24 protein-coding genes are annotated in these 24,509 nt (G+C 63.1%); 11 read left to right on the forward strand and 13 right to left on the reverse strand.

Features of this window, described 5'->3' with window-relative positions:
• Positions 1-129: 129 nt before the first annotated feature.
• Positions 130-1,059: a histone deacetylase family protein gene (locus ABZ728_RS19395; RefSeq protein ID WP_366657959.1), complete on the reverse strand. Its 930-nt coding sequence runs from the start codon at positions 1,057-1,059 to the stop codon at positions 130-132.
• A gap of 57 nt (positions 1,060-1,116) precedes the next feature.
• A complete protein-coding gene (locus ABZ728_RS19400; RefSeq protein WP_366657960.1) occupies positions 1,117-1,356 on the reverse strand; it encodes a sulfurtransferase TusA family protein in 240 nt (79 codons plus the stop codon).
• A 264-nt stretch (positions 1,357-1,620) separates the two neighbouring features.
• On the opposite strand from ABZ728_RS19400, the gene ABZ728_RS19405 reads away from it, so the two are divergent.
• The gene (locus tag ABZ728_RS19405; RefSeq protein ID WP_366658098.1) at positions 1,621-2,031 is read left to right on the forward strand and encodes a metalloregulator ArsR/SmtB family transcription factor; all 411 of its coding nucleotides are present in this window, start codon (positions 1,621-1,623) and stop codon (positions 2,029-2,031) included.
• Here the strand turns inward: ABZ728_RS19405 and ABZ728_RS19410 are convergent.
• Positions 1,914-2,402 (reverse strand): DUF423 domain-containing protein, encoded by a 489-nt coding sequence (locus ABZ728_RS19410; RefSeq protein WP_366657961.1) that lies wholly within the window; start codon positions 2,400-2,402, stop codon positions 1,914-1,916. The two genes, ABZ728_RS19405 and ABZ728_RS19410, sit on opposite strands and share 118 nt — an antisense overlap.
• Before the next feature lie 149 nt (positions 2,403-2,551).
• Here ABZ728_RS19410 and ABZ728_RS19415 point away from each other — a divergent pair, with 149 nt between their 5' ends.
• Complete coding sequence (locus tag ABZ728_RS19415) at positions 2,552-3,205, forward strand: carbonic anhydrase (protein ID WP_366657962.1); 654 nt, start codon at positions 2,552-2,554, stop codon at positions 3,203-3,205.
• A 228-nt stretch (positions 3,206-3,433) separates the two neighbouring features.
• Here ABZ728_RS19415 and ABZ728_RS19420 read toward each other — a convergent pair whose 3' ends face one another.
• Positions 3,434-5,161 (reverse strand): methyl-accepting chemotaxis protein, encoded by a 1,728-nt coding sequence (locus ABZ728_RS19420; protein WP_366657963.1) that lies wholly within the window; start codon positions 5,159-5,161, stop codon positions 3,434-3,436.
• A gap of 248 nt (positions 5,162-5,409) precedes the next feature.
• Positions 5,410-6,249 (reverse strand): hypothetical protein, encoded by an 840-nt coding sequence (locus ABZ728_RS19425; RefSeq protein WP_366657964.1) that lies wholly within the window; start codon positions 6,247-6,249, stop codon positions 5,410-5,412.
• Positions 6,250-6,670: 421 nt separating this feature from the next.
• Here ABZ728_RS19425 and ABZ728_RS19430 point away from each other — a divergent pair, with 421 nt between their 5' ends.
• Positions 6,671-7,114, forward strand: a complete 444-nt coding sequence (locus tag ABZ728_RS19430; RefSeq protein WP_366657965.1) for a TIGR01244 family sulfur transferase — start codon at positions 6,671-6,673, stop codon at positions 7,112-7,114.
• A 158-nt stretch (positions 7,115-7,272) separates the two neighbouring features.
• Here the strand turns inward: ABZ728_RS19430 and ABZ728_RS19435 are convergent, their stop codons facing one another.
• A complete protein-coding gene (locus tag ABZ728_RS19435; protein WP_366657966.1) occupies positions 7,273-7,515 on the reverse strand; it encodes an Lrp/AsnC ligand binding domain-containing protein in 243 nt (80 codons plus the stop codon).
• Positions 7,516-7,673: 158 nt separating this feature from the next.
• On the opposite strand from ABZ728_RS19435, the gene ABZ728_RS19440 reads away from it, so the two are divergent.
• From ABZ728_RS19440 to hpnE, 3 genes are read left to right on the forward strand one after another with little or no spacing between them, the layout of a single operon-like run.
• The gene (locus ABZ728_RS19440; RefSeq protein ID WP_366657967.1) at positions 7,674-8,627 is read left to right on the forward strand and encodes a squalene/phytoene synthase family protein; all 954 of its coding nucleotides are present in this window, start codon (positions 7,674-7,676) and stop codon (positions 8,625-8,627) included.
• Positions 8,614-9,552, forward strand: a complete 939-nt coding sequence (gene hpnD / locus ABZ728_RS19445) for a presqualene diphosphate synthase HpnD (RefSeq protein WP_366657968.1) — start codon at positions 8,614-8,616, stop codon at positions 9,550-9,552. The genes ABZ728_RS19440 and hpnD overlap by 14 nt, the downstream gene beginning before the upstream one ends.
• Positions 9,534-10,841 carry a hydroxysqualene dehydroxylase HpnE gene (gene hpnE, locus ABZ728_RS19450; protein ID WP_366657969.1) on the forward strand — a complete coding sequence of 436 codons (1,308 nt, stop codon included), beginning with the start codon at positions 9,534-9,536 and terminating at the stop codon, positions 10,839-10,841. Before hpnD ends, hpnE begins: the two co-directional genes overlap by 19 nt.
• A 1-nt stretch (position 10,842) precedes the next feature.
• On the opposite strand, the gene ABZ728_RS19455 is transcribed toward hpnE, so the two are convergent.
• The 6 genes from ABZ728_RS19455 to ABZ728_RS19480 form a co-directional block, all read right to left on the reverse strand.
• Positions 10,843-11,823, reverse strand: a complete 981-nt coding sequence (locus ABZ728_RS19455; RefSeq protein WP_366657970.1) for an SPFH domain-containing protein — start codon at positions 11,821-11,823, stop codon at positions 10,843-10,845.
• 78 nt (positions 11,824-11,901) lie between these two features.
• Positions 11,902-13,065, reverse strand: a complete 1,164-nt coding sequence (locus ABZ728_RS19460) for a biotin-dependent carboxyltransferase family protein (RefSeq protein ID WP_366657971.1) — start codon at positions 13,063-13,065, stop codon at positions 11,902-11,904.
• Complete coding sequence (gene pxpB, locus ABZ728_RS19465) at positions 13,065-13,859, reverse strand: 5-oxoprolinase subunit PxpB (RefSeq protein WP_366657972.1); 795 nt, start codon at positions 13,857-13,859, stop codon at positions 13,065-13,067. The genes ABZ728_RS19460 and pxpB overlap by 1 nt, the downstream gene beginning before the upstream one ends.
• Before the next feature lie 5 nt (positions 13,860-13,864).
• Positions 13,865-15,163, reverse strand: coding sequence for a TRAP transporter large permease subunit (locus tag ABZ728_RS19470; protein WP_366657973.1), 1,299 nt, complete (start codon positions 15,161-15,163; stop codon positions 13,865-13,867).
• On the reverse strand, positions 15,160-15,729 hold the full coding sequence (locus ABZ728_RS19475) for a TRAP transporter small permease (protein WP_366657974.1): 570 nt from the start codon (positions 15,727-15,729) through the stop codon (positions 15,160-15,162). The genes ABZ728_RS19470 and ABZ728_RS19475 overlap by 4 nt, the downstream gene beginning before the upstream one ends.
• Positions 15,730-15,847: 118 nt before the next feature.
• Positions 15,848-16,858 carry a TRAP transporter substrate-binding protein gene (locus ABZ728_RS19480; protein ID WP_366657975.1) on the reverse strand — a complete coding sequence of 337 codons (1,011 nt, stop codon included), beginning with the start codon at positions 16,856-16,858 and terminating at the stop codon, positions 15,848-15,850.
• 322 nt (positions 16,859-17,180) lie between these two features.
• On the opposite strand from ABZ728_RS19480, the gene ABZ728_RS19485 reads away from it, so the two are divergent.
• Both ABZ728_RS19485 and ABZ728_RS19490 read left to right on the forward strand, forming a co-directional pair.
• Positions 17,181-17,951 carry a 5-oxoprolinase subunit PxpA gene (locus ABZ728_RS19485; protein WP_366657977.1) on the forward strand — a complete coding sequence of 257 codons (771 nt, stop codon included), beginning with the start codon at positions 17,181-17,183 and terminating at the stop codon, positions 17,949-17,951.
• Positions 17,952-18,140: 189 nt separating this feature from the next.
• Complete coding sequence (locus ABZ728_RS19490; protein WP_366657978.1) at positions 18,141-19,052, forward strand: methyltransferase domain-containing protein; 912 nt, start codon at positions 18,141-18,143, stop codon at positions 19,050-19,052.
• Between the two features lie 16 nt (positions 19,053-19,068).
• On the opposite strand, the gene ABZ728_RS19495 is transcribed toward ABZ728_RS19490, so the two are convergent.
• Complete coding sequence (locus tag ABZ728_RS19495) at positions 19,069-19,332, reverse strand: hypothetical protein (RefSeq protein ID WP_366657980.1); 264 nt, start codon at positions 19,330-19,332, stop codon at positions 19,069-19,071.
• A gap of 50 nt (positions 19,333-19,382) precedes the next feature.
• On the opposite strand from ABZ728_RS19495, the gene ABZ728_RS19500 reads away from it, so the two are divergent.
• The 3 genes from ABZ728_RS19500 to ABZ728_RS19510 all read left to right on the forward strand — a co-directional run bounded on the left by ABZ728_RS19500 (position 19,383) and on the right by ABZ728_RS19510 (position 24,504).
• Positions 19,383-20,504, forward strand: a complete 1,122-nt coding sequence (locus ABZ728_RS19500; protein WP_366657982.1) for a FecR family protein — start codon at positions 19,383-19,385, stop codon at positions 20,502-20,504.
• Between the two features lie 269 nt (positions 20,505-20,773).
• The gene (locus ABZ728_RS19505) at positions 20,774-22,228 is read left to right on the forward strand and encodes a porin family protein (RefSeq protein WP_366657984.1); all 1,455 of its coding nucleotides are present in this window, start codon (positions 20,774-20,776) and stop codon (positions 22,226-22,228) included.
• A gap of 23 nt (positions 22,229-22,251) precedes the next feature.
• Positions 22,252-24,504, forward strand: coding sequence for an adenylate/guanylate cyclase domain-containing protein (locus ABZ728_RS19510; protein ID WP_366657985.1), 2,253 nt, complete (start codon positions 22,252-22,254; stop codon positions 24,502-24,504).
• Positions 24,505-24,509 lie beyond the last annotated feature (5 nt).

The following is a 24,509-nucleotide window of genomic DNA, read 5'->3' on the forward strand; positions in this document are numbered from 1 at the left end:
CGAAAAAAGCGACGTTCCTGAACATCATCGCAGCCCGCCGGCCATCCGGCGGCTGCGGTCCGGCCACACTCTAGGCAAGGCACGCGGTCGTAGCAAGCGGTGCGACGTTAACACTGCCGCGCCGCGGGATCATGCCTCCATCAGAAGGCGCAAATGCCGGGCGACGCTGTGGGCAAGGGCGTCGAGATGATAGCCCCCTTCCAGGACCGAAACCAGGCGGCTGCCGCAAAGTTCATCGGCCGCCGTCATGATCCGCCGCGTGACGGCCTCGTAGTCGTCTTCGGTCCATGCGAGCCCTGCCAACGGGTCGAGCCGATGTGCGTCGAATCCGGCCGAAATGATGATCAATTCCGGATGGAACGTCCGAAGCGCCGGCAGGATGCGCTCGTCGAAGGCGGCCAGCATCGCAGCACCGTTGGAGCCCATAGGCAGTGGTGCATTGACGATGGTATTGTGGTCGCCCCGCTCGTCGGCGCGGCCGGTGCCGGGAAAGATGTGCTCTTGATGGGTCGAGCCGTAGAACAGATCCGGGCGTTTCCAGAAAATTTCCTGTGTTCCGTTCCCGTGGTGAACGTCGAAATCCAGGACCGCCACCCGCTCCATGCCATGGTGATGGACGGCATGATGCGCCGCGATTGCGGCATTGTTGAAAAAGCAGAACCCCATTGCCCGGTCGCTTTCGGCATGGTGACCGGGCGGACGAACGGCGCAGAACGCGTTGCGCAGGGTTCCGGCCGCGACGCCGTCCACGGCGGCGCAGGCGGCGCCGACGGCATGCAGTGCGGAGGTGAGTGTTGTCGGGCAGGCAACGGTGTCGCCGGTGATCATCGCAAGCCCCGATTCCGGCATCGCCGCCTGAACCCGCTGCAGATGGTGTGCCGCGTGGACGCCGAGTATCTGGTCTTCGGTTCCGGCGGGCGCCTCGATCCGTTCGAGCAAGGCAAAGGCCTCGTCCTCCAGCACGCGGTGAACCGCCGTCATCCGTTCCGGCCGTTCCGGATGGCCGGCGCCGGTATCGTGACCGAGGAAGCTTTGATGCTGAAATAAAGCCGTCTGCATTACCAACCTGTTGTGTTCGTGACCTGTTTCGCTGACATCGATCGCGGGAGCATCGCGTCAGGAGCCTTTCGAGCCCTTTACGATACTGAGTGTGATGGTGCCATCGGTGGCTGTGTCCATAGAGTCGAGCCGATGGCCGGCGGCGTCGCAGAATTCCGGGAAATCCCGTCTGGCTGCCGGATCGCTCGCGGTCACCAGCAGCCGGTCGCCGGGCTGGGCGGATTCAAGGGCCCGCCGTGCCTTCAGGACGGGCAGCGGGCATTTCAGTCCCCGGGCATCGAGGCGGTGCTGCGACATGCGATTTACGACTCGTTGTCAATGGTGCCGACCGGCAAAACAGCAGTGCTGCGATCTTAATGGATAATAGGGCGAAGCGGCGCAAAGAAAAATGCAAGCAGTGAAGGAACTTCGCGCCGACACTGTTGTTCATATACGAAGCCGTATCACATTGAGCCGTGAGCGAGCCGGGCAAGCAACGGGTCGTGTGCGGACGTACAGCAGCGGGGAAACCGGATGGGACCGATGCAGCCATTTCAGGATGTGCCGCGCCAGGGTCAAAACGTGCCATTCCAGGAATTGTGCGAAAACGCCGGCCACGCGTCGACGCTCCTGAAGGCGATCGGCAATGAGCGACGACTCCGCATCCTTTGTCATCTCTCTCGCGGGGAGCACGCGGTTGGCGAATTGGAGCCGTTGGTCGGGTTGAGTCAGTCGGCCCTGTCCCAGCATCTGGCGCGCCTGCGCGAGGATGGACTGGTTGCGACCCGCCGTTGCGCTCAGACGGTATTCTACGGATTGAAGGGGGATGCGGCGGTCACGGTCATGAAAGCGCTGGAGTCGCTTTTCGAAGACGGCTATGGCCCCGAACCGGTTCCGGAATCGGGAGGTCGTCGTTCGCCGGTCGATCGCCACGTTGATCGGACCGATGGGCGCGAGCTTTTGGCCGGCACGGCAATGGATCGAACGCCATAGGCCAGCAACAGGCACCAACCCGCAATCATGGCCAGTCCGCCGAACGGGGCGGCACCGGCGACGGCCGTGCCGAACGCCGAAGCATACAGAGCGACGGCGAATACGGCGGCGCCCGGGCCGATCAGCCAGACAGCCCCCGATAGCAGCACGCGGCCTCGTCCAATGGACGGAGTCCGGTCGGCCAGCGCCGCGAGTCCGACCAGCGCACCGGCATGAGCCAGCTGAAATGTGCTGCCTGTTGTGATTGACGTGGCGGAGTGTTCGCCCGATCCGCCATGGGCGCCGATGGCGCCCATGGCGACGGCCAGCAGTCCGTTGATTGCCGCCATTACGGTGCCGGCGGCGACGGTCGTACCCATTTTTGTCCCCATTTCCGCACCATCCGCCGTCCGGTATCGATAAGGATTTGCATTTGGCTTTGACGCTCATAGCATCCGGCCTGTAGCGGTGCCGCGCCCGGCATCAATTTGTCGCATCAGAGAATCGCAGCAGTGAATCGTTTCCGAGAGGGTGCAGAACCATGACGGCCTTGGAAGACCTTTTGTCGCGAAACCGGGAATGGTCGGCACGCAAAACTGAACAGGATCCCGATTTCTTTGCCAGGCTCGCCCGGCAACAGACACCGGATTACTTATGGATCGGGTGTTCGGACGCGCGGGTTCCTGCGAATCAGATCATTGGCATGGATCCGGGTGAACTGTTCGTTCACCGCAATATCGCCAATCAGGTCCATCCGATCGATTCCAATCTTTTGGCAGTGCTGCAATTTGCGGTCCGGGCGCTTGGCGTCCACCACATTATCGTTTGCGGCCACTACGGCTGTGGCGGCGTGCGCGCCTCGCTGGACCGCGTGGCCTTCAACATGGTCGACAACTGGCTGCAGCCGATCCGGGATATCCAGCGCCTGCATCATCAGGAGCTGGCGGCACTGCCGTCCGACAATGCGCGGATGGATCGGCTGGCCGAGTTGAACGTCCGCCATCAGGTGATCAATGTCTGTCGTACCCGGACCGTCCAGTCGTCCTGGGCGCGTGGCCACGCGCTGAGCGTCCACGGTATGATCTATTCACTTGAAAACGGCCACATCCACGACATCGACTGCAGCATCGACGGACCTGACGCGCTCGAACCCATTTTTCAGTTCGACCACGCCGGCGGGCAGTCACCGTTCTAGCCCGCACTTCTCACATTCCCATCCGTCTGTACCGCCGCAACGCGACCCTCCGGGCCCGTCCAAGCGCGCGACAGGGTGCGTCGGACGGCTCGCCCCCAGGTGCAGATCCCCAGGTGCAACCGGATCGGGGCCCTGATCAGGTCAGGGACGATCAGGTGGGGCGGTGCGTTCGCCATTTTTCCTTCCGATCGACGCCCCTTTGCCGGCATGACGGAGCAATGAATATTTCTAGTCGGCGCGCAGCCGGTTCAGGAATTCGCCGACCTGCGCGTCGAGATCCTGAGCGCGTTCGGCCAGGCCTTCGGCCTGATGGAGAACGTTGGTTGCGGCCTTGCCGGTCTCTCCCATCGCCCCTGATACGGAAGACACGTTTTCGGCAACCTGATCGGCGGTGTCGGACGCCTGCTGGACGTTTCCGGAGATTTCGCGCGTCACCGAGGTCTGCTGCGCGACAGCCGACGCAATGGCCGACGCCACCTCGCTGATGGACGTAATGGTTTTCGCGATGCTGCGAATGTCATTTACCGCGTTGTTGGTCACCGATTGCATGGTCGCGATCTGAGTGGCGATTTCAGTGGTGGCCTTGCCGGTCTGATTGGCCAGACTCTTGACCTCACTGGCGACGACTGAAAATCCTTTTCCGGCCTCGCCGGCGCGGGCGGCTTCGATCGTGGCGTTGAGGGCAAGCAGGTTGGTCTGCTTGGAAATGTCGTCGATGAGGGCAATCACCTCGTCGATCCGCTGGGCTGCTTCGCTGAGGCTGGCGACCGTGGCGTCCGTTGATTTTGCCTCTTCCACCGCGCGGTTGGCGATATCCATCGATTCCGACGCCCGGCTGCCCACTTCGTCGATCGAACTGCTGAGTTCCTCGATCGCCGCCGCCATCGCCGTGATCTTGTTGCTGGCATCGCGGGAACCCGTCGAGGCCGCATCGGCCTGTGTGGTGGCATCGGCCACCCTTCGGGTCATCGTCTCGGTCTCGGCCGACATCTCCGACGAGGCCTTGGAAAGACCGTCAACGACCGTCTTGACGTTCGACTCAAGTTCGTTGGCAAGGGCCAGAACTTCACTCCGGCGCTTCTCCTCCGCGGCCTTGGCTTCACGCTCGCGGGCGCGCTGAATTTCCTCATCGGTCAGATTCTGGACCTTGAGAGCGTTTTCCTTGAAGACCTGTAGTGAACGGTTGATCAATCCGATCTCGTCCCTTCGATCGGTATCCGTCACATCGACGGCAGTGTCGCCTTCGGCGAGACGTGACGTCACCACGACGCTGCGCCGAATAGCGCCTGCAATATGGCCGCCCATGAGCAGCGTCAGCAGTGCCGCAAGGAAGACGGCACCCGCGACAGCGGCCGTCAGATATCCGCTGATTTCGTCGATCGTCTCGGCACTGCGGTCGCGCTGCTGCCGGGCGCCTTCGACGGTTGCGTCATATTCGGCTTCCAGCATCTGGCTGAGATTATCGTAGGATGTCGCCGCGCTGACGACGACGGCACTGGCCAGTGTCGGGTTCAGGCGCGCCATGTCCGCCCCGCGCGTCGCTGCCTGGATATAGTTGTGCAACTCCTCGACGATGGCATTGTCGGCCTCAACGTCGCCGGAGTCGTCCTCATCCTCGCTCAGCTCGGCAAATTCGGGCCAGATCGTGCCGGCCAGTGTCGTGACGGCTTCAATCCGCTGGTCGATCGACCCCCGGATTGCGTCCAGTTCCTCGGCGTCGCGCTGAAGCCGTCCCCAGACCATGAGGCGGAAAATGTCGGATTGCGTTTCGCTGACAGTCTGAAGCAGGCGGGCGCTGTCATTGGCCGAGGCGAAGTTTTCGTTCACGACGGTGTCGAGTGCGGCCCCCTGCTGGACAAACCCATGACGGGCGCCGAGCCAGATACCGACCATCAGCAATGAAATAATGACGGGTGCAATGAACAGCTTGACGCGAATTGGTACGTTCTTGAGCATTTTTCGGTCCTTTGACCGCCGATTTCAAAAAGGGTAGCGGATTAACGGGCGCCAGTGCCGCGCCGTCGACCGGGTGGGCGGCAAGAATCGCCAATATGACGAAAATAATTCGGATATATGCCCGATATGCGGGTGTTCCCGGTCATGACGATGCACCTCCAGTATCGATGGCTAAGCGTTAACCCTATGCGGCAAAGGTTTCGGTTGCGTTAAGCGGGGCGATAAGCCCGCAAGACGGGTGTCGAGGCTCAGTATTTGCGGGCGAGACGCTGGAGCCGCGCTGCCTCCAGCAGCATTCCCCGGCGTTCGGCGTCAGGTCGGCAGGCGGCCTGACGTTTCAGTTCGCTTGTCGCCTCTTGAATGCGGGCCTTGAACGCAAGACGCGTTTCCAGCGGCAATGATGATGGTTCCATTCCGGCGTTATCGGGTCCTGCGTTATCGGGTCCTGCATTATCGGGATTGACGCCGGCCGGTCCGGAGTCCTGGTGGCCGATGGCCCCGGCATTGTCGGCGCCGCCCCAGATGTCGGCGCAATGGATGTCCGCCGGCTCCGCGGCGACAATCATGGAGTCGACCGTGGCGCCTGCATGCATGCGAATCGGCAGGCAAAGCCTGGCAACAGGCCTCTCTACGCTGTCCGATATCAGTGCCACGACCCTGAGGACCGGTTGGCCGTTCAGGATTCGGGGCCAGTCTTGCCGCATTTCATTGGCCTCCGCCGGGTGAAACGGGAGGAGGCCGGGTTCGGAATTGGCGGCATTCATGCTTGATGACGCCTCCAGCGACGGAAGCTGGTTCGCCGTCAGTACGTGAAAGCCGCCCGGTTCGTTGACGAGCTGACCATCCGGTACCACATGTGCGACGAATCGCGTCAGGCAGCCAAGATGACGCAGCTGGTCGATTTCCATCGCCGTTGCGCGCGGCGCGCGGTCGTTTCGTCCGCACATCCGCCAATGGCGCCAGAGCCTTATCAGCATGGGCGGCAACGACAAGGCGCCGCTTTCGATGTGCTCTGTCGCCAGCGGTGCCGAAGATCGTCGGCACATTATGATCGGCAAACCGGCGTGATCGACCTTGCAGTGCTGCATGAATGCCCTCGCATACTGGTCCGTCCGAGGGCCCCGCCGGAAAAAACCGACCGGATTCACCGAAGCGGAGCCTGAAGCCGTTTCATCGCCATCATCCTGTCATACCGTTTTCGAATTATGAATGATAGGCATCGAAGGAATCTATTGGTCAAAATTAAGGCGGCCTGAGAAATTGTTCGTTCGTGTGGTAGGGCTGTTGTCTTTATTAATGTCAAAGGGATCTTCGATAGCGAATAATAACGAAACTAAATTTTCCGGACAGGACAACGCCGTGTCTCAACGGGACTGTCGGCGGATCGTTTCCGCCTCAGGGTACTGCGAGCTGGTCGCAACGAGGCCAAATTCGTGTAGGATCGTTCGCAGTCGTGCAGTTGCCGCGACCTGAGTCGAGATCTGAAAATGCAATCATCAGGGAATTCAAATGACGACCAAACCGCTGGACCCGCCGTTTTCCGTCGCCGGACAGATTGATGCCGACGATCTTCGCAGCTTGAGCGAACAGGGAGTGACGACCATCATCAACAATCGGCCGGACGGCGAGGAGCCGGGGCAACTGTCATCGGCCGAAGCGTCCGCACTCGCCGCGCAGTATGGCATTGACTATCGCTATATTCCCGTAACCTCGGCGACGATGACCGACGATGCCGTTGCGGCCTTCGCCAAAGCCCTGGCCGACGGCCGGGCGCGCGAGGGCGGTGTCGTCGCCCATTGCCGCAGCGGCACCCGCTCGGCCTTTCTCTGGGCCATGGCCGAGGCCTCGGCAGGGCGTGACATCGATGACCTCGTCGCCCGAGCGGCGGCCGCCGGCTACGACATCACCCCCGCGCGCCCGCGCCTGGAGGCGCTTAAATCGTCCGCCCGCTGACAGAGTCGACGCCGATGGGCGCCAGCGGTACTTTCGGCACGGCGACCGTGCCGGGTGCCGGGATGGCTGTTCGGTCCCGGGACCGTCAGTTTGCCGACATCGGAGGCCCGGACGGGGGAGGCCCGGACGGGGGAGGCCCGGACGGGAGACGGGTGGAGTCAGGTGAACGCATTGAAGGTCATGATCGTATAGGTATCGGCGACATTCGGCAGGGTCTGGATTTTCGCCGTGACGAAGCGGCCGATATCGGAGTTGGGGTCGAGATAGCATTTGATCAGCAGATCGTATTCGCCGGAGGTCGAATAGACTTCAGACACCTCCTCGATCGTGTCGACGGCCGTTGCGGCGACGTCATAGGCTTTGCCCAACTCGCATTTAACCTGGATAAAAATGGGTCGCATCGTTACCTCTCTGTCGATGGCAGTGGCCATGTGCGCGCGTTCACGTTCGCCCCGGCCCGGGTTGCCGCCCCGGGAGCGACTCCGCGAAACGAGGCTGTTGAGCGGCAGGATGACACGGTGGTGGCCACAGTACCATCGGATTTCCCGGGCGGTCCGTCATGACCGCCGGATGGCCCTCCAGCTCCGGACCGGCCGCCCCGGAGGATACGGCGAACGCTCGTGCCGCCAGACGGAAGTCGGACCGGGACGAGAGCTTTCCCGTCGCGTCGCGCCTGCTGGGGCGGGAGATACGCCCGGTGGTGCTGGCCTTCTACCGGTTTGCCCGCTCAGCCGATGATATCGCCGACGACCCGGCGCGCGATCGGCCGACGGCGCTGGCCGATCTGGGCCGAATCGAGCAGGCACTTCGGCCGGAATCAGACAACGCCGGCCGGGGCGACGATGATCCGGTGGTTGCGGCGGGCGTCGCAGCAGCGCGGGATTTCAGCCGGTTGGCGGGGGAACGGGGGATAAGCGACCGGCACGCCCGCGATCTGCTGGTCGCGTTTCGGCGCGATATCGCCGGAATGAGCTATGAGACGTGGGACGATCTGATGGACTATTGCCGGTGGTCGGCGGTGCCGGTCGGCCGTTTTCTGCTCGACCTGCACGGCGAGGCGGACGGTGCAAACCGGGAGGCCGTCGACGGTCTCTGCGCGGCGCTGCAGATACTCAACCATGTCCAGGATTGTGCTGCCGATCTCAGGACCCTCGGGCGCGTTTATATTCCGATGGATTTGCTCTGTGCGCATGGCGCGGCAATCCCGGCACTGCGATCGGACCGCTGTTCCGTCCCGCTGCGGATGGCGCTGAACGCCTGTCTCGACGGGGCGGCCGACCTCCTCGGTGGAGCCCGGAATGCGCCGTCACCGATCGCGCATCGTGGTCTCAATGCGCAGTATCGTGCGGCCATCGTTGCCGGGGACCGGCTTTGCCACAGATTGCGGCATGGCGATCCATTGGCGGCGCGGGTGGATTTGTCGGCCCTTGATCGGGTATGGATCGGCGCTGCGGGTTTAGCCGCGTTCGTTCAATCGTCCGCCAGGAAGGTGAGGGGTCATGTCCGACCATAGCGCGGTCTCGTCGCCGAACGGCTCTGTTGCGCCGATTTCCGGCACCAGCGCCGTTGGTGCCCCATCGGCGGCCGCGCGTGCCCATGTCATCGACATCGTGCGCCGGTCGCGCTCGTCGTTCCAGACCGGCATGCGCCTGTTGCCGCCCCGCCGCAGGCTGGCGATGTATGCCGTCTATGCTTTCTGCCGGCTGGTCGATGATATCGCTGACGGTGGCGAGGCGCGCGACAGGAAAGCCGAACGACTCAGCGACTGGTCGCAGGAAATCGACGCCGTTTACAGCGGCAAACCCACTCATCCGGTGGGGGAAGTGCTGTGCTGGGCTGCCGGTCGCTACGATCTTCCCAAGGCGGAGTTCGAGGCCGTGATCGCGGGGATGATGCACGATATCGAGGGTGAGACGGTTCTGGCCGACCGCGCGGCGCTGACGCTTTATGCCCGTCAGGTTGCCGGTGCTGTCGGAATCCTGTCCGTCCGGATTTTCGGCGTTCCGCACCCCGAATCGGAACTGTTCGCGACGGAACTGGGCGAGGCGCTGCAGCTCGCCAATATTCTGCGCGACGTCGATGAAGATGCCGCCGTCGGGCGGGTCTATGTGCCGCAGTCCTGTTTGCGCCGACATGGCGTACCGGCGGCGGCGCCGGCGGTGGTTGTCGCCCATGACGGCTTTGTCGTCGCATGCGGCGAGCTGGCGACCGAGGCCGCGTCGAAATTCGCCGAAGCGCGGGCGATTGCCGGGCGCATCCGGTCGCCCAGGCTGGCCCCGGCGATGGTGATGATGGCGGTTTATGCCGATCTGCTGCGCAGTCTGAATGCGCGCGGCTGGACGGCACCGCGCCAGCCGGTTGTCCGGAGCAGCACCCGCAAGGCGGCCGTGGCGATAAGGGGGGCCGCGTTGGGCTGGCGATGGCCGTCGTTCACGTAGTTGGCGGCGGTCTTGCTGGGCTGGCGGCGGCCGTCAAGGTGGTCGCCGATGGTGGCCGGGCCGTGGTCTATGAAATGGCGCCCAATTGCGGCGGCCGGTGCCGGAGCCTCGACGACCCGTCGACAGGGCTAACCATCGACAACGGCAATCATCTGATGCTTTCGGGCAATCACGAACTGGTTGCGTATCTTGCCATGATCGGCGGGGCAGAGCACCTTCGCGGCAGTCGGCGCGCGGCTTTTCCCCTTGTCGATCTGGCTACGGGTGCGCGTGGCGCGCTCGATCTCGGGATCGGGCGATGGCCGTGGCCGTTGCTCCGGCGCACCGGACGACCGCCTGGCGTTCGTCTGCGCGATCTCGTCCGGCTGGGGCGGATATTCGCCCGGCGGCCGGGCGAAACCGTGGCCGAGCGCGTGGGCCCGGGCTGCCCGCTGATGCGATCGGTGTGGGAACCGCTGACGGCCGCCATTCTCAATGAAACGCCGGACCATGGCGATGCCGATCTGCTGGCGGCGACTCTTCGCGAGACCGTCCTCAAGGGCGCCCCGGCATGCCGGCCACTGGTTCCGGCAGCGGGACTGAGCGACACTTTCATCGACCCGGCGCTCGATTTTCTGGCGGCGCGCGGCAGCATCGTCAGGACCGGCATTTCCGTGACGGGTCTGGAAACCGATGCCGGACCGGCGGCCATGGGCGATGCGCAATCGGCCGGACCGATCAGGGCGCTGAGGATCGGAAAGGCGCGTGACCGTGTTGCGATCGACCCCCAGGATTCGGTCGTTCTGGCGGTGCCGGCGGGACGTGCGGCCGACCTGCTGCCGGGGCTGCGCCATCCGCCGCCGGGCGAGACGATCGTGAACCTGCATTTCAGGCGCGATCAGCCCAATACAACGGCAGAGGAGCCGATTTTGATCGGCCTGCTGGGCGGTACGGCGCAATGGCTGTTTCCGCGGCCGACCATCTGGAGCGTCACCATAAGCGCGGCCGGTGAAGTGGCGGATCGGGACGCCTCCTCTCTGGCCGAGGCGGTCTGGTCGGAGATTGTCCCTGTGCTCGGAAATGAGGGCAGGAGGGCGTCAATACCGAGATTTCGGGTGATCAAGGAACGCCGGGCGACGGTCCGCCAGCGCCCGGACGATCAGGCCCTGCGCCCGCCGGCCCGGACGCCCTGGCCCAACCTGTGGCTTGCGGGCGATTGGACGGATACCGGGATACCGGCGACGATGGAGGGGGCGGTCCGCTCAGGGTTTCGGGCCGGGCTCGCCGCCCTTGGCGCCACGTCCGGATAGTTCAGGCGCGCTCGCCGGAGCCGCCCGCATTCACGCCACCCGCATTCACGCCACCCGCATTCACGCTAATCGTATCGGCGTCGATCGACCCGAACAGCTTGATTGCCGTGGCCATGCGCTGAAGGTCCGCGGTCGCCCCGTCGGCGGCATAGGGAATGAGCAGCGTGTTGCCGGGGCTGGCCGAGGCATCGCGTATGGCTTCGAGCTGGTTGGTCATCATCAGCATGGCGATGATGGTGTGTTCCGACATTTCCGGGGCGCTGCCGCGGATCTCGTCGATGCTCTCCTTGAAGCCGCGCGCGATCTCAAGGCGTTGCTGGGCGATACCTTCGCCTTGCAGGCGTTTGCTCTCGGCATTGGCCTTGGCCTCTGCGACCACCCGAATTCGAACGGCCTCACCTTCCATCCGGGCGGCATCCTGCTCCCGCCGGGCCGCGATCACGCGGTTGAACGCCTGAACGACCTCCTGGGTCGGCTGGGGCTCGTCGACCAGAATCGCCCTGATGGTGAACCCGAAACCATCGAGTTTGGCGCCGAGCTGGGTTTCGATCGCCTGGGCGATCCGTTCCTTGTCGGAGTACAGATCGTCGAATTCCATCTGGTTCACCTCGGCGCGCAGGGTCGCCAGGATATAGCTTTCGATCTGTGCTTCGGGATTGTCCAGCTCGTACCATGCGCGCTGCACGTTGCGTTCGTCGACGACGAACTGAACCGCGACAGGGATCGACAGGAACACGTTGTCGGATGTTTTTACCGAAACCGTCGCGCTCAGCTCGCGCACCTTGAGGTTGACGGTACCGGCAACCTTGTCGATCGGAAACGGTGCCTTAACCCTGAGGCCGGCCTGCTTGATGGTGTAGTAGCGTCCGAACCGCTCGATGACCTTGGCGGATTTCTGGCTGACGACCAGGATCATTGTCGACAGCATGAAAGCCGCCAGCACGACGATGGCCAGGACGATGACTGGCAGTATCAGTTCCATGGTGAATGCGCCCCCGGGTTGTGTGCGATGCCAATAGCCGTTGGTACCCCGTGAGGGATGGCACGCGGGGGGCTGATGTCAACCCCGAAAGGGGAAATTATCATCCGTCGGCTGCCAGAATGCCGTAACAAGATTATGTTCAAGCAGATGCTCGGCCGTCATGTCTTCCGGCCGCAGGACGGCGGGCTGCAGATGCGACGGCAGGCCTGCTTTCCAGTCATGGTCGGCGACGGCAAGTTTGGCGGCGTCGGCGGCGGACACGAACCTGAATCGTAACCCGTCGCCCGGTCCCAACTGCGCAAGGCGCGGCAGATCGGCCGAGACGACGGTGGCGATCTTGGGAAACCCTCCCGTCGTCTGGCGGTCGGCCAGAAGGATGATGGGCGTCCCGGCGCCAGGCACCTGAACGCTGCCGGTCGCGATCGCGTCCGATACGATGTTGTAGCCGTCGGCATGCGCAAGCGTCGGGCCGGTCAGCCGATAGCCCATTCGATCGGCGTCTTTCGAGATGACGTAGACCGACCGCGTGAAGGTTTCGATCGCTTCCGGTGTGAAATGATCGTCCTGCGGTCCGGCCAGGACCCGGATCACGGTTGCAGGGCCGTCGCTGGTTATTTCGCCCATGGCGTCGGTTGCCGTTTCCGGCGCCGCGACCGGCCTGCCGCCGATCCACGCATCGTCTGGAAACAGGCTGTCCGGACCGTCCGGCGGCGCGGCGCCGGAAACATCAAGGATATCGCCGGGCGCCAGTGCCCGACCGTCCAGGCCGCCGAAACCGGCCCGTAAATGCGTTGAATAGCTGCCCATGACCGGTGTCAGGCAGAACCGGCCGGCGACGGCAATGTAGCCGCGCTGCCCCTCGGACCGGGGCCCCGCCCGCAGCCGGTCGCCGGGCGCGAGGGTGAAACTGCGGTTCGACTCCCAGACCCGGCCGTTGAGGTCGACGGGACCCGGCGCGCCAGCAACGGCGATCCGCAGCGGACCGTCTACAGCTTCGATGGTGCTGCTGGCCTGCAGAAATTCGATTGCTGGCGCATCGGGCGCGTTGCCCACGAGGGCGTTGGCGACCGCCAGCGCGCGGCTGTCCATGGCGCCGGAGGGGCCGACGCCATAGCGCTGAAAACCGATTCTGCCGCCGTCCTGGATCAGGTCCAGCGGCCCCGCCTGAACGATTCTGAGCGCGGCCCGGCGCCGGGGCGTGTCAGACTCGCCGGCCGTCATATTCGTTGGCGTGCTGCCCATCAGGCGTCGGCTCCGTTCGGCCCGGCGGGCGGCGTTTCCGGGGCCAGGATATCTTCCCCGCGATCGGCTCTCTTTGCCAGTTCCCCGAAGGTTGCGGTGTCGATCCGGCTGAATCGGATGGTGTCGCCGGGGCGGAAGAGGAACGGGTCTTCGCGGCGGAGGTCGAACGCGCGCACGGGTGTGCGGCCCAGCAGATGCCACGCGCTCGGCGCGACAACCGAACTGATCGCGCCCTGAATGCCGCCGATCGAGACCGATCCCGACGGCGTCACGGTGCGCGGCGTGTCCATGCGCGACAGATGAAGCGCCTCGGGCAGGCCGCTGAGATACGTGAAGCCGGGCTGAAATCCGATCATCGCAACCGTGAATTCCGCCGATTGGTGCAGGTCCATGACATCATCCGCGGAAAGGCCCAGAAGGTCGGCGGCCGAGTCCAGGTCCATGCCATTATCGCCGCCATAGGCGACCGGAACCGTCCAGTGGCGGCCCTGGTGGACGGCGTGGTCGTCGTCCAGGGCGCCGTCGCGGATCAGGGCGTCGATGTGATCTCTCAGGTCCTCGGGCGAAATGCGGACCGGATCATACACCAGTTGCAGCGACCGGTAGGTCGGAATGGCTTCGATGATGCCGGGAAGGGCCGCATTTGCGATGGCGGCGTCCAGCGCCCGGACACGGGCATTGATCACCGGATCAACGACGGCCCCCAATTCGACCGTCACGGCCCGGTCGCCGGCCGGCAGCAGCCGATAGGCCTTTTCATCTGACGCTTCGCGCGCGTCGATAGCAGGGGTCATTGACGCTACCGGAAAGAGACGTTTTCGGGCAGGAACAGAACCAGTTCCGGCACGAATATGATGAACACGGTGAAGGCCAGAGTTATCAGGAAGAACGGCAGCGCCGCAACGGCAATATGGCTGAGTTTTTCACCGGTAATCCCCTGGATGACGAACAGATTGAATCCGATGGGCGGCGTGATCTGGGCGAGTTCGACGACCAGGATCAGGAAGACGCCGAACCAGATCGGATCGAAGCCGGCCATGGTCACCAATGGCAGCGTGATCGGCAGGGTCATGACGATGATCGACAGGCCTTCCAGAACGCAGCCGAGCAGGACATAGACCATGAGCAGAATGAGGATCAGTCCCAGCGGGCTCAGATCCATCGCCGCCACCGAGTTCGCCACGAAGCGCGGGATGCCGAGATAGCCCATGGCAATCGACAGGAACACCGCACCGGCGATGATCAGGCCGATCATGCTGGTCGTCCGCACGGCGGCGACCAATGCATCGCCCACATTCGACAGTGTCAGCGTGCGCTGGAATGCGCTGACCAGCAGCGAGCCCAGCACGCCGATCGCCGCGCCCTCTGTCGGGCTGGCAATGCCGCCATACATCGAGCCGAGGACGAAAATGATCAGCAGGATCACGGGCGTGAGTTGGCCAAGCCCCCGGATGCGGTCGCCCCATGAATAGGTGATGGTATCGGGCGGCAGCATCTTCGGGGAAATCGTCGTGCGGATGCCGATATAGGCCATATAGCACAATGCCAGCGCCAGACCGGGCAGGACGCCGGCCAGGAACATCCGCAGGATCGATTGTTCCGCCAGCACGCCGTAGATGATCATGATGACGCTGGGCGGGATGAGAAAGCCCAGCGTTCCGGCGCCCGCCAGCGACCCCATGACCAGCCGCTTGTCGTATCCCCGGCTCAGCAGTTCCTTCAGCGTGATCCGCCCGACGGTAACCGTGGTGGCGGCCGACGAGCCGGAAACGGCCGCGAACAGCGAACAGCCAAGGACGTTCACATGGGTCAGGCGGCCTGGCAGCTTGGTCGTCCATGGCGCCAGTCCGCGGAACAGCATATCCGCCAGCCGGGTCCGGAACAGGATCTCTGCCATGAGGATGAACAAAGGCAAGGCCAGCAGTTCGCTGCTTGTCGTTCCGTTCCAGATGTTCTGCGCAAGGATGCGGTCGACGGGCATGTCCCGGAAAATTGTCAGCGCGCCGATGCCGACGGCGAACAGCGAGATGCTGACCCACACGCCAATGCCGAGAAAGGCGACCAGCAGCAGAACGACGGTGGAGATGATCGGTGTCATAGATGAACGCCCCCGCGGGATTTCTCGGCGCTTGCACTGTGATCGGCGGGCATGTCCACCTGATTTTCACCGGTTTCCGTGTCGCGCCCGGTCAGCAGCCGGCAAAGGCGCCCGGCAAGCTGAAGCAGCAGGAGTGCCATGCCGATCACGACGACGGATTGCGGGATCCATAGCAGAACGCGCGTCGGCTCGAACGACCGGGTGTCACGGACGAACGCGTTGAAGACGAAATCCCAGCTGCCCATGAGGATATAGCCGACGATGACCAGGCCGATCGTTGTTGCGACGATGTCGACAGCCCTGGCGACGGCCGGCGGGACGGTTTCCAGCAGGACGCTGACCCGGACATGGCCGCCGGCCCGCAGGGTATCGGCGGCGCCCAGGAAAATGACGGCGGCCATGGAATACGTGGCCAGTTCCCACGTTACGCCAAGGCTGCGGCCGGCCAGATAGCGGGTGCCGATTTCGCTCAGCATCAGAATGGCGATCAGCGCCATGAAGACGGCGCCGAGCCAGACGGCAACGCGTGAAATTATATCGATGCTACGAAGCGCGCGATCGATCATGGGCGGTCGTTCCCCGGGTTCGCTGCTCGGTGTTGGGAGTGGACGCAAACCCGCGCCCGCATTGGCAATGATGTGCCAACGCGGACACGAGGGCTCGCGCCGTTCTATCGGACGACGATCAGCGGCCGACTTCTTCGAGATAGGCTTCGATGATTTCGCGGGACTCCGGAACGTCTTCCATGAATTCCTCCCACATCGGCCGACTCACCTCCAGAAGCGATTCCCGCAGTTCCGGCGTCGGTTCGGTTACCTCGATGCCGTTCTCTTCGAGAATCGCGATCTTTTCCTCGTCTTCGGCCCGGGCGTTTTCCCAGAACTGAGGTTCGAGGTCCTCCGCGATGGCTTCGATCGCTTCCCGGTGTTCTTCGGACAGGGCATTCCAGGCATCGAGGTTCACGTTGACCATGATGGCCGAACCCTGCCAGTTGAACCGGTTCATATAGTCGAGGAATTCCCAGAAATTGCCGTCGACGCCGGAGCTCGATGACGTGGTGACGCCGTTGATCGTTCCTGTCGCCAGCCCGGGAACGACTTCGCCCCACGGCAGCTGGACCGGCGAAGCGCCGAGCGCCTCGAAAAACCGCGATCCCATCGAATCGACGACGCGAATCTGGACGCCTTCGAGATCCTCGATCGTTTCCACTGGCTCCGTGGTGTAAACGGCCTGCCCCGGCCAGGGCACCATGTAGAGAATCTTCTGGTTGTTACGCTCGGCGACCTCGTCATAGTGATCGCGCGCAATGCCCTGCAGGACTGCCAGATCGTCGAAGCTCGGCGCCAGATAGGGCAGCGACTCCATGCCGAAGATCGGCTCTTCGCCGACCTGCTGATTAAGCAGAATGTCGCCGATCGGGACGATCCGGTCGCGGACGGCGGCCAGCATTTCCGGGCCGCCGAGGCCCAGGGCACCGCCGGAATGAACCTGGATCTGCACTTCGCCGTCGGTCGCTTCCTCAACGGCCTCGGCAAAGGTATTGTGATTCTGGGTGTGGAAATTGCCTTCGGGCCAGACCACGGCCATGTCCCATGTGGTTTGCGCGCTGGCCGCGCCCGTGCCGGCGGCGACAGCGGCGGCGGCCATCACGGCGGCCATGGCGGTACGGTTCTTCAGCTTGAATACGGTCGTCATTTTAAAGCCTCCTGCGTCTTGCTCGGTTCGCCCCGATCGGCTGCTTTGATCGTAGCCGTTGGTCGGGGCATGATGGTATACCAGTAGCATGCCATTCGATGAGCATGTCAATTCGCTAAGCAGTTGCCAAGCGGCGTCGCCTGGACTGTCACCATCGGCCAATCCGGAGTATGGCCATAGGTCGGCATCAGCATGCCCCGAGGTGTGAACAAAAGCAAAGGGCGGGCGTGCCATTGAACGCGATGACATCGATTGCCGGCAACGGACCGGATTTCGATCCCGGGCCCAAGACGGCGATAGTGAGCCAGAATCAGGAGGTTTTATGACAACGATCGATCTGAATTCCGACCTCGGCGAAAGCTTCGGTGTCTACAAGCTGGGCAATGACGAGGAAATGCTGGGCGTTGTGACCACGGCCAACGTCGCCTGCGGCTTCCACGCCGGCGACCCGATGGTGATGCACCGGACCTTCGAGACGGCGAAAAGCAATGGTGTCGCTGTCGGTGCCCATCCCAGCCTGATGGATCTTTGGGGGTTCGGTCGGCGCCGAATCGTTGGCGAAGATCCCCGCGATATCGAAAAGATCCTGGTCTACCAGATCGGGGCGGCGCTGGCGGTCGGCGAGGCGGTCGGCCACCGGGTTACCCACGTCAAGACCCATGGCGTTCTGGGGACGATGGCCAATGAAGAGCCGGAACTGGCGACGGCCATTGCCCGGGCGATCCGGTCCGTGGGCCGGGATCTGATCTATATCGTGATGCCGATGGGCGAAAACGAGCGTGCCGGCGAAAAGGCCGGGTTGCGGATGGCCAGGGAAATCTATGCCGACCGTACGTACCAGGACAACGGCAACCTGTCGTCGCGCAAGGACCCCGGTTCGGTCATCCATGATCCGGAAGTTGCGGCCGACCGGGTCGTCAGCATGGTTGCCGACGGCGCCATCGTCAGCACGTCCGGCAAACGCATGCCGGTTTCGATGGACACCATCTGCGTTCACGGCGACACGCCCGGCGCGGTCGAGGCCGCTCGCCTGATCCGAACCCGGCTCCAGGCGGCGGGCATCGATCTCCGGCCGTTCCGCGAAGTGCTGTAACGGGTAACCGGCGCGCAAAGCCGCCGGTTGATGTGCGGCGCGCGTGGCCGATTTACCTGGCGTTAACCGGCAACAGGCTAGCCTGATCGCTGGTCGTTGCCCGCCGGTTCCCGCGCAATTTCGGGATGTCGGCGGCGCGCGCCGATGCCCGCTGCAACCTGAAATTCGTTATCCCGAGAGTGCGCACCGATGACCGCCCTGCAAAACCTCAACTGGAAAATGAAAGTCAGGGCATGGTGGGAGGGCTATGATCTCAGCGGCCTGCAGCAGAAACAGAAGAAGCCACTGATCCAGGCGTCAGAGCAGGAGCAGGACGACACCGGCGGCAAGATATCGCCATTCTGGTCGCGTGAGCGGATCAAGGTGAACGAGGCCGTGTTCGGCGAAGGCCACGTCACGCCGACCACGCCGGATCATATCGCCGCATTGATCAAGCCGATGGGGTTGGACAACGAAAAGACGGTTCTCGACATCGGGACGGGTCTCGGCGGTGTTACCCGCTATATGGGCCGCGAAGGCGGTGCCTGGGTCGAAGGCGTCGAGGACGATCCCGTCCTGGCTTATGCCGGCATGTTGCGCTCTCGCAAGGCCGGCATCGAGAAGAAGGCCCCCATATCGCCGCATGAATTCGACACTCTGTCGCCCGGCAAGAAATATGATGCGATCTTCTCGAAAGAGGTTTTTCTCCAGATCAAGAACAAGGAAGATCTGTTCGCCTTCATACGCTCGTCGTTGAAGGAGCGTGGGCATCTGTGTTTTACGGATTATGTCTTCAAGCATAGCCAGAAACCGGATGAGAAAGTTCGCGAATGGCTGGCCGAGGAAGAGCCCAGACCCCATCTCTGGTCGATTTCCCAGTACACCGACATGATGTTCGGCCTGGGCTTCGATATCCGGATTACCGAGGATATCAGCGACAAGCACCGTTCGATGATCATGGCGTCCTGGGCCGAAATTCCCGAGCCGCTGGTCGCCCTCGGCAAGAAGAATTCGGTTGTTCAGGGGATGATCGTCGAGGAAGCCGAGCGCTGGATGCGGCGGGTCGCGGCGATCGATACCGGCGATGTTCGTGTCTACCGGTTTTACGCCCTCGGCCCCTAATTGTCTGCGGCTATTGTCAGGGCCGGTAAAGCGATAGAAGAAAAGCGTTGATTTCGCTTCCTTCCGTCTCAATGACATGGAAGGCAGTATTTGAGTAATTGCCTCGAAATGATTGATTGACCGCTTGCTCACTATTTGAGGGATGGGCTGTATCGACCGCAGCAAAGCAGGACGTCGAAAAAAACCCTTTCTCTGACAACGGCTTTATGGAATGAGCAAATAATACAATTTTTCCGATGGCTCTGGGCTGCCCGTCGACGATTGCTTTGATGCTTTGCATTGTGCCATTGTCCAAAGTGGTACCTCTTCTGATTGACGGGAACCCGGGGTTTGACCAGATCAAGCAGTAGCCCATTGCGCTTTGGCTGTTCCATGCTGCCGCTGCTCGTTCTCGTCGGCGGCGTTGCGCTCCAGCCGGCGGCCGCAATCGGGGATACGATGCAAGCGGGCGTTTCCTCCGCCGTCAGAGGCAGCGTCGATCTGCGAGCCAGTCAACAGTCCGACGCTGAGCCCCAGGCGTTGGAAACGGGCGACCCGGTGTTCATCCTGGATGAGATCATCACGGGCGCCGACTCCGGGATGCAGCTCCTGCTTCTGGACGAGACGACGTTTACCATCGGCGCCAACAGCACCTTGATCGTGGACGAGTTCATCTACGACCCGGCGACCAGCGAGGGTGAGGTCGGCGCATCCCTGCTGGGCGGAACGGTGCGGTTCGTTTCCGGACAGGTGGCCCGAAACGAACCGGACAACATGGAGATTTCACTGCCGACCGGGACCCTTGGTATTCGCGGAACAATGGCCGTCGTTACCGCAGACGACGACACCGTCATGGTTCTGCTCGACGGGCCCGGCGGCGGGGATCCGGAGTCGGGTCGCGGCATCGTGGAAGTCTCGAATGCCGGGGTCACTGTCGTTCTCTGGCGAAGCGGCTATGCCACCGTCATTGTCGGCGATCAGCCTCCGAGCGCGCCATTTCTGCTCGATGCCGAAGCGCGTGGACTGATTCAGTCGGCGCTGGAAGGCGGCGTTGCCCCGTCGACCGAAGAGACCGTGGGCCCGGGTGGTCCCGGTGCGGCGGCTGAAAGCGGATTCCTTGCACTGGAGACGATCGAGCGCCTGCTGGCCGATCAGGGCATGGATGACATTCTCGAACAGATCCAGGCGGCGGAACCCTCGGTCGATGTCACCAGGGACCCGATACGGGAGGAGGAGGAGGAGGAGGAGCCATCGCCCCCGACTCCGGAAGAGCCGCCGGAAGAAGAACCAACACCCGAAGAGCCGCCGCCCGAAGAACCACCTGAGGAGCCGCCTGAGCCGGTGGACTTCTGGGAGGAAGATGACTGGGATCTTGAATGCGGTGAGGATGTGGAGTGCATCGACCTTTGCCTTGAAGGAGAGGTCGATTGTCTGGATCCAATTGACATTCCTCTTCCAGACGAACCCATGTAATTGCGGTTCCGCCGATCGAACAACGCCGACGTCCGGCTACTTTGATCCGGATACCGGTTCAACGTTTTGACACTATGGCGGGACCCGCGAATGCCGGTTCCGGAATACTTACAAAAGGTTAGAACGAAATACCCCATTTGTGATAGATTTCGCTGCAGTTGCCCCACCGTGTGGGTCCCTCACCAACTGCTCCCCCTGCGCCGGACGATTTTCTCATCATTCTCGATCGCTTCCTCCCAGTGGCAAGCACGCCTCCGTTGAAGCCTGACATGGTGGAGACGACCATGCCCGTTTCGCGGCCACTGCATGTGCGCGCTATACCTTTGAGCGGGTCGCTTGACGCCGGTTGCGAAAAGCTACGGCTTTGCGCGGCGGCGCTCATACTCGCACTGGCGTTTCCCGGTGGCGGTGCGGTGGCGTCGTCACAAGTCGGCGTTGAAACTCCCTCATCGTCGTCCGTTTCCTCGATCGCCGAACCACCGATAACCTTTCAGGACGTCCTCAATGACCCGGACAACGTCGATCTCAATCTGAGATTCGCGCGGGCAAGAATTGCGGAGGGCAATCTGCAGTCCGCCGCCTCCACTCTGGAGCGTCTGCTTCTGCGGCATCCGCAATTGGACCGTGTACGGCTGCTGAACGCCTATGTGCTCGGCCGTCTCGGCAATGCGCAGCAGGCCAGGCGTCATCTCGACCGCGTCGACGAAGAGGCTTTGCCCGGGAATGAGCAACGTGAGGCGGAGGATCTGCGGCGATCGTTGAGTTCCGAATTGCAACGCACCACGGGGCGCCTCAGCATCGGCACGCAGTTGCGGTACGACACCAACAGGCGTGCCCGGCCCGACCAGACCCGCGTGCAGGCTGCCGGGGGCACATTTGACTTCAGCGGACTGGATGGTGGTGACGCGTCGCTCGGCCTGTCATTCAACGGTGTCGTCGATCACGATCTCGGATATCAGGCCGGCCACGCGCTGTTCGCGCGCGTGCAAGCAACGGCGAGGGCTCAGGATCGGTTGAGCAACCGGGGCTTCGCCTTCGGCCGCATCGAAGCCGGAGGCGTTTACCGGATGACCCGTGGCGATATCCGGCCATTTCTCATTGCCGAAAACACCTGGTTCGGCGGCGAAAATTACGGCACCGGGATTGGTGCTGGGGTCCGCGCGACCGCCGAACTCACGCCTGCCTTGGATGTTACGACCGACCTGCGGGCGCGCCGTGATCTCGCCCGTGATATCAGTTTCGCCAGTAACGGATCGGAGCGCCGCGGTTACACCTGGCAAGCCCGTCTCGGCATTGACTACGCGGTGGCGGCGGGAACCCGTCTGCGGCTCACCACCGGCTTCGATCGCCGGGATGCGCGGGTGGAATATCGATCGCACAGGACCGTCAGGGCCGGCATCGATCTGCGGCATTCCCTCGGCGGCGGACAATACGTCTCTGGCCAGGCCTCGGTTGCCGGGCGCATCTACGGCGGCAACGATCTGGACCGCCGAACCGGCACGCCGATCAGCGAGCGGACGCGACGCGATGCACGATACCGATTGCGCGCAACGTATGGGCTCAGCCTGGATCGGGTCTTCGATCAACCTGCCCTGGCCGATCTCCTCTCCGGCCAGACGGTCGCCGTGTCGACGGAATACTTCCGGCAGGCATCCAACATCGACCTCTACAGCTACGATAACGTATCGGTCGAAACCCGGTTGACCAGGACGATCCGCTTTTAACGGCGGCTAAAGGACCAGTCGCCATGGCGTTCTTCTCCCGAACCGCTCAGTTCATCGTCGGGCTGATCATACTGGTCGCCGCGATCGGTCTCAGGGTCGCCGACCCCGAACCAATCGAGCGGTTGCGCCTGACAACGTTCGACACCTACCAGCGACTCCAGCCCCGCGATTATCAACCGGCGCCGGTTCGGATCGTGGACATCGACGACCAGTCTCTTGCACAGATCGGCCAATGGCCGTGGCCAAGAACGGTTCTGGCACGGCTGACGGCGGAACTGGCCGAACTCGGCACCGCGGCAATCGTCTTCGATATTGTCTTCAGCGAGGCCGATCGCGCATCGCCGACGGCAATGGCGGAAAATCTCGCGGCGTTGGGTATGGATGCCGACGCGCTGGAGCCGCTGTCGGCACTGCCGGACAATGACGATGTCTTCGCGGCGATCCTGGAGCAGACACCGGCCGTGCTCGGATTCGTCCTGACGGCAGATGGCGGCAAAGCGCCTGCATTGAAGGCCGGCATGGCCCATGGCGGTGATGATCCCGGGCTGTTCGTTCATCGCTTCGGCGGTGCCGTCAGCCCGCTCGACCGCCTTCAGGATGCCGCTTCTGGTGTCGGCAGTCTCAACATGCTGCCCGAACCGGACGCCGTTGTCAGGCGCGTCCCGCTGCTGTTCGCTCTCGGCGAGGATCTGTATCCCTCACTGTCGGCAGAGGCTCTGCGGGTGGCGCAGGGTGCGTCGACGTACATTTCGCGTTCCTCCGGCGCCAGTGGGGTGCAGTCGTTCGGCACTGAAACCGGCATCACCGATATGCGCATCGGCCGCGTCGATATCCCGACCGACCCGGAAGGCGCTGTCTGGGTTCACTATACCGAGCCGACCGCCGAGCGTTATGTCTCGGCATCGTCCATCCTGAACCCCGATGCCGGAGACGATACCGACCTCGGGTCGCTCTTCGACGGGAACATCGTCTTCATCGGCACCAGCGCCTCAGCGCTGGGCGATTTGCGGCGAACGCCGCTTCAAGCCGCCATGCCGGGGGTCGAAGTCCATGCCCAGGCGGTGGAGCAGATGCTTCTGGGCACCTTCATAACCCGCCCCGATTGGGCCTCCGGAGCCGAAGTCCTGATCATGGCGGCGGCGGGCATTCTGGTGATCCTGGTGTCACCCCTGGTGGGTGCGATCGGAGCCGCGGTCGCCGCTCTCATCATCATCGGTGCCGGGCTGGCCGCATCCTGGTGGGCTTTCAGCGATCTGGGTCTGCTGATCGATCCGGTGTACCCCGCCATCGCCGTTGCGGGCGCCTATATGGCACAGTCCCTGATGATGTATTTGCGCAGCGAAGGAGATCGGCGCCAGATCAGGCTGGCGTTTGCGCAGTATCTCTCTCCGGCGATGGTCGACAGGATCTCGCGCCATCCCGATCAGTTGCGCCTCGGCGGTGAGGTCAGGGACATGACCATACTGTTCAGTGATGTCCGAGGCTTTACCAAACTTTCGGAAAACCTCGAAGCGGTGGAGCTGACCCGGCTGATCAGCCGCTTTCTGACGCCCATGAGCGACATCATCATGGCGCGCAACGGCACCATCGACAAGTACATGGGCGACTGCATCATGGCGTTCTGGAACGCGCCGATCGATGATGCCGACCATGCCCGCAACGCCTGCCGGGCCGCAATCGCGATGCGCCGCGGGCTCTCGGACCTGAATGCCGAGCTGGCCGCGGAGATGCCCGGGAACGGAAATCCGATCCGCCTTGATGTCGGCGTCGGGATAAACACCGGCCACTGTGTCGTCGGCAATATGGGCTCGCTCAGCCGCTTCGACTACACGGCGCTCGGCGATGCCGTCAATCTGGCGTCACGGATTGAGGGGTTGTCCCCTGCCTACGGCGCCGGGATCGTGATTGGCGAGACGACGCGTAAAGTCGTGGACGACATGGCCGTGCTTGAACTCGACCTCATTCGGGTCAAGGGCAAGCAGGCGCCGTCGCGCATCCACGCTCTTCTGGGTGACACGGACCTGGCGGTCGACAATGGATTTGCCGAACTCCGGCACCTTCACGAAGCAATGCTGACCGCTGTGCGGGAGCAGGACTGGGCGGCGGCGGAGGCTGCCCGAAACAAGGCGGCGGAAAACGCGCAAGCTGTACTTGGCGATACCGAACTTGCCGCCACCTATCGGCTATACGCCGAGCGAATTGCCCGATACCGTATCGCACCTCCGCCGTCCGATTGGGACGGGGTCTTCGATGCATCTTCGAAAAGCCAGGCCTGAGCGGT

The organism is Fodinicurvata sp. EGI_FJ10296, from assembly GCF_040712075.1.
Classification (GTDB): Bacteria; Pseudomonadota; Alphaproteobacteria; order DSM-16000; family Inquilinaceae; genus JBFCVL01.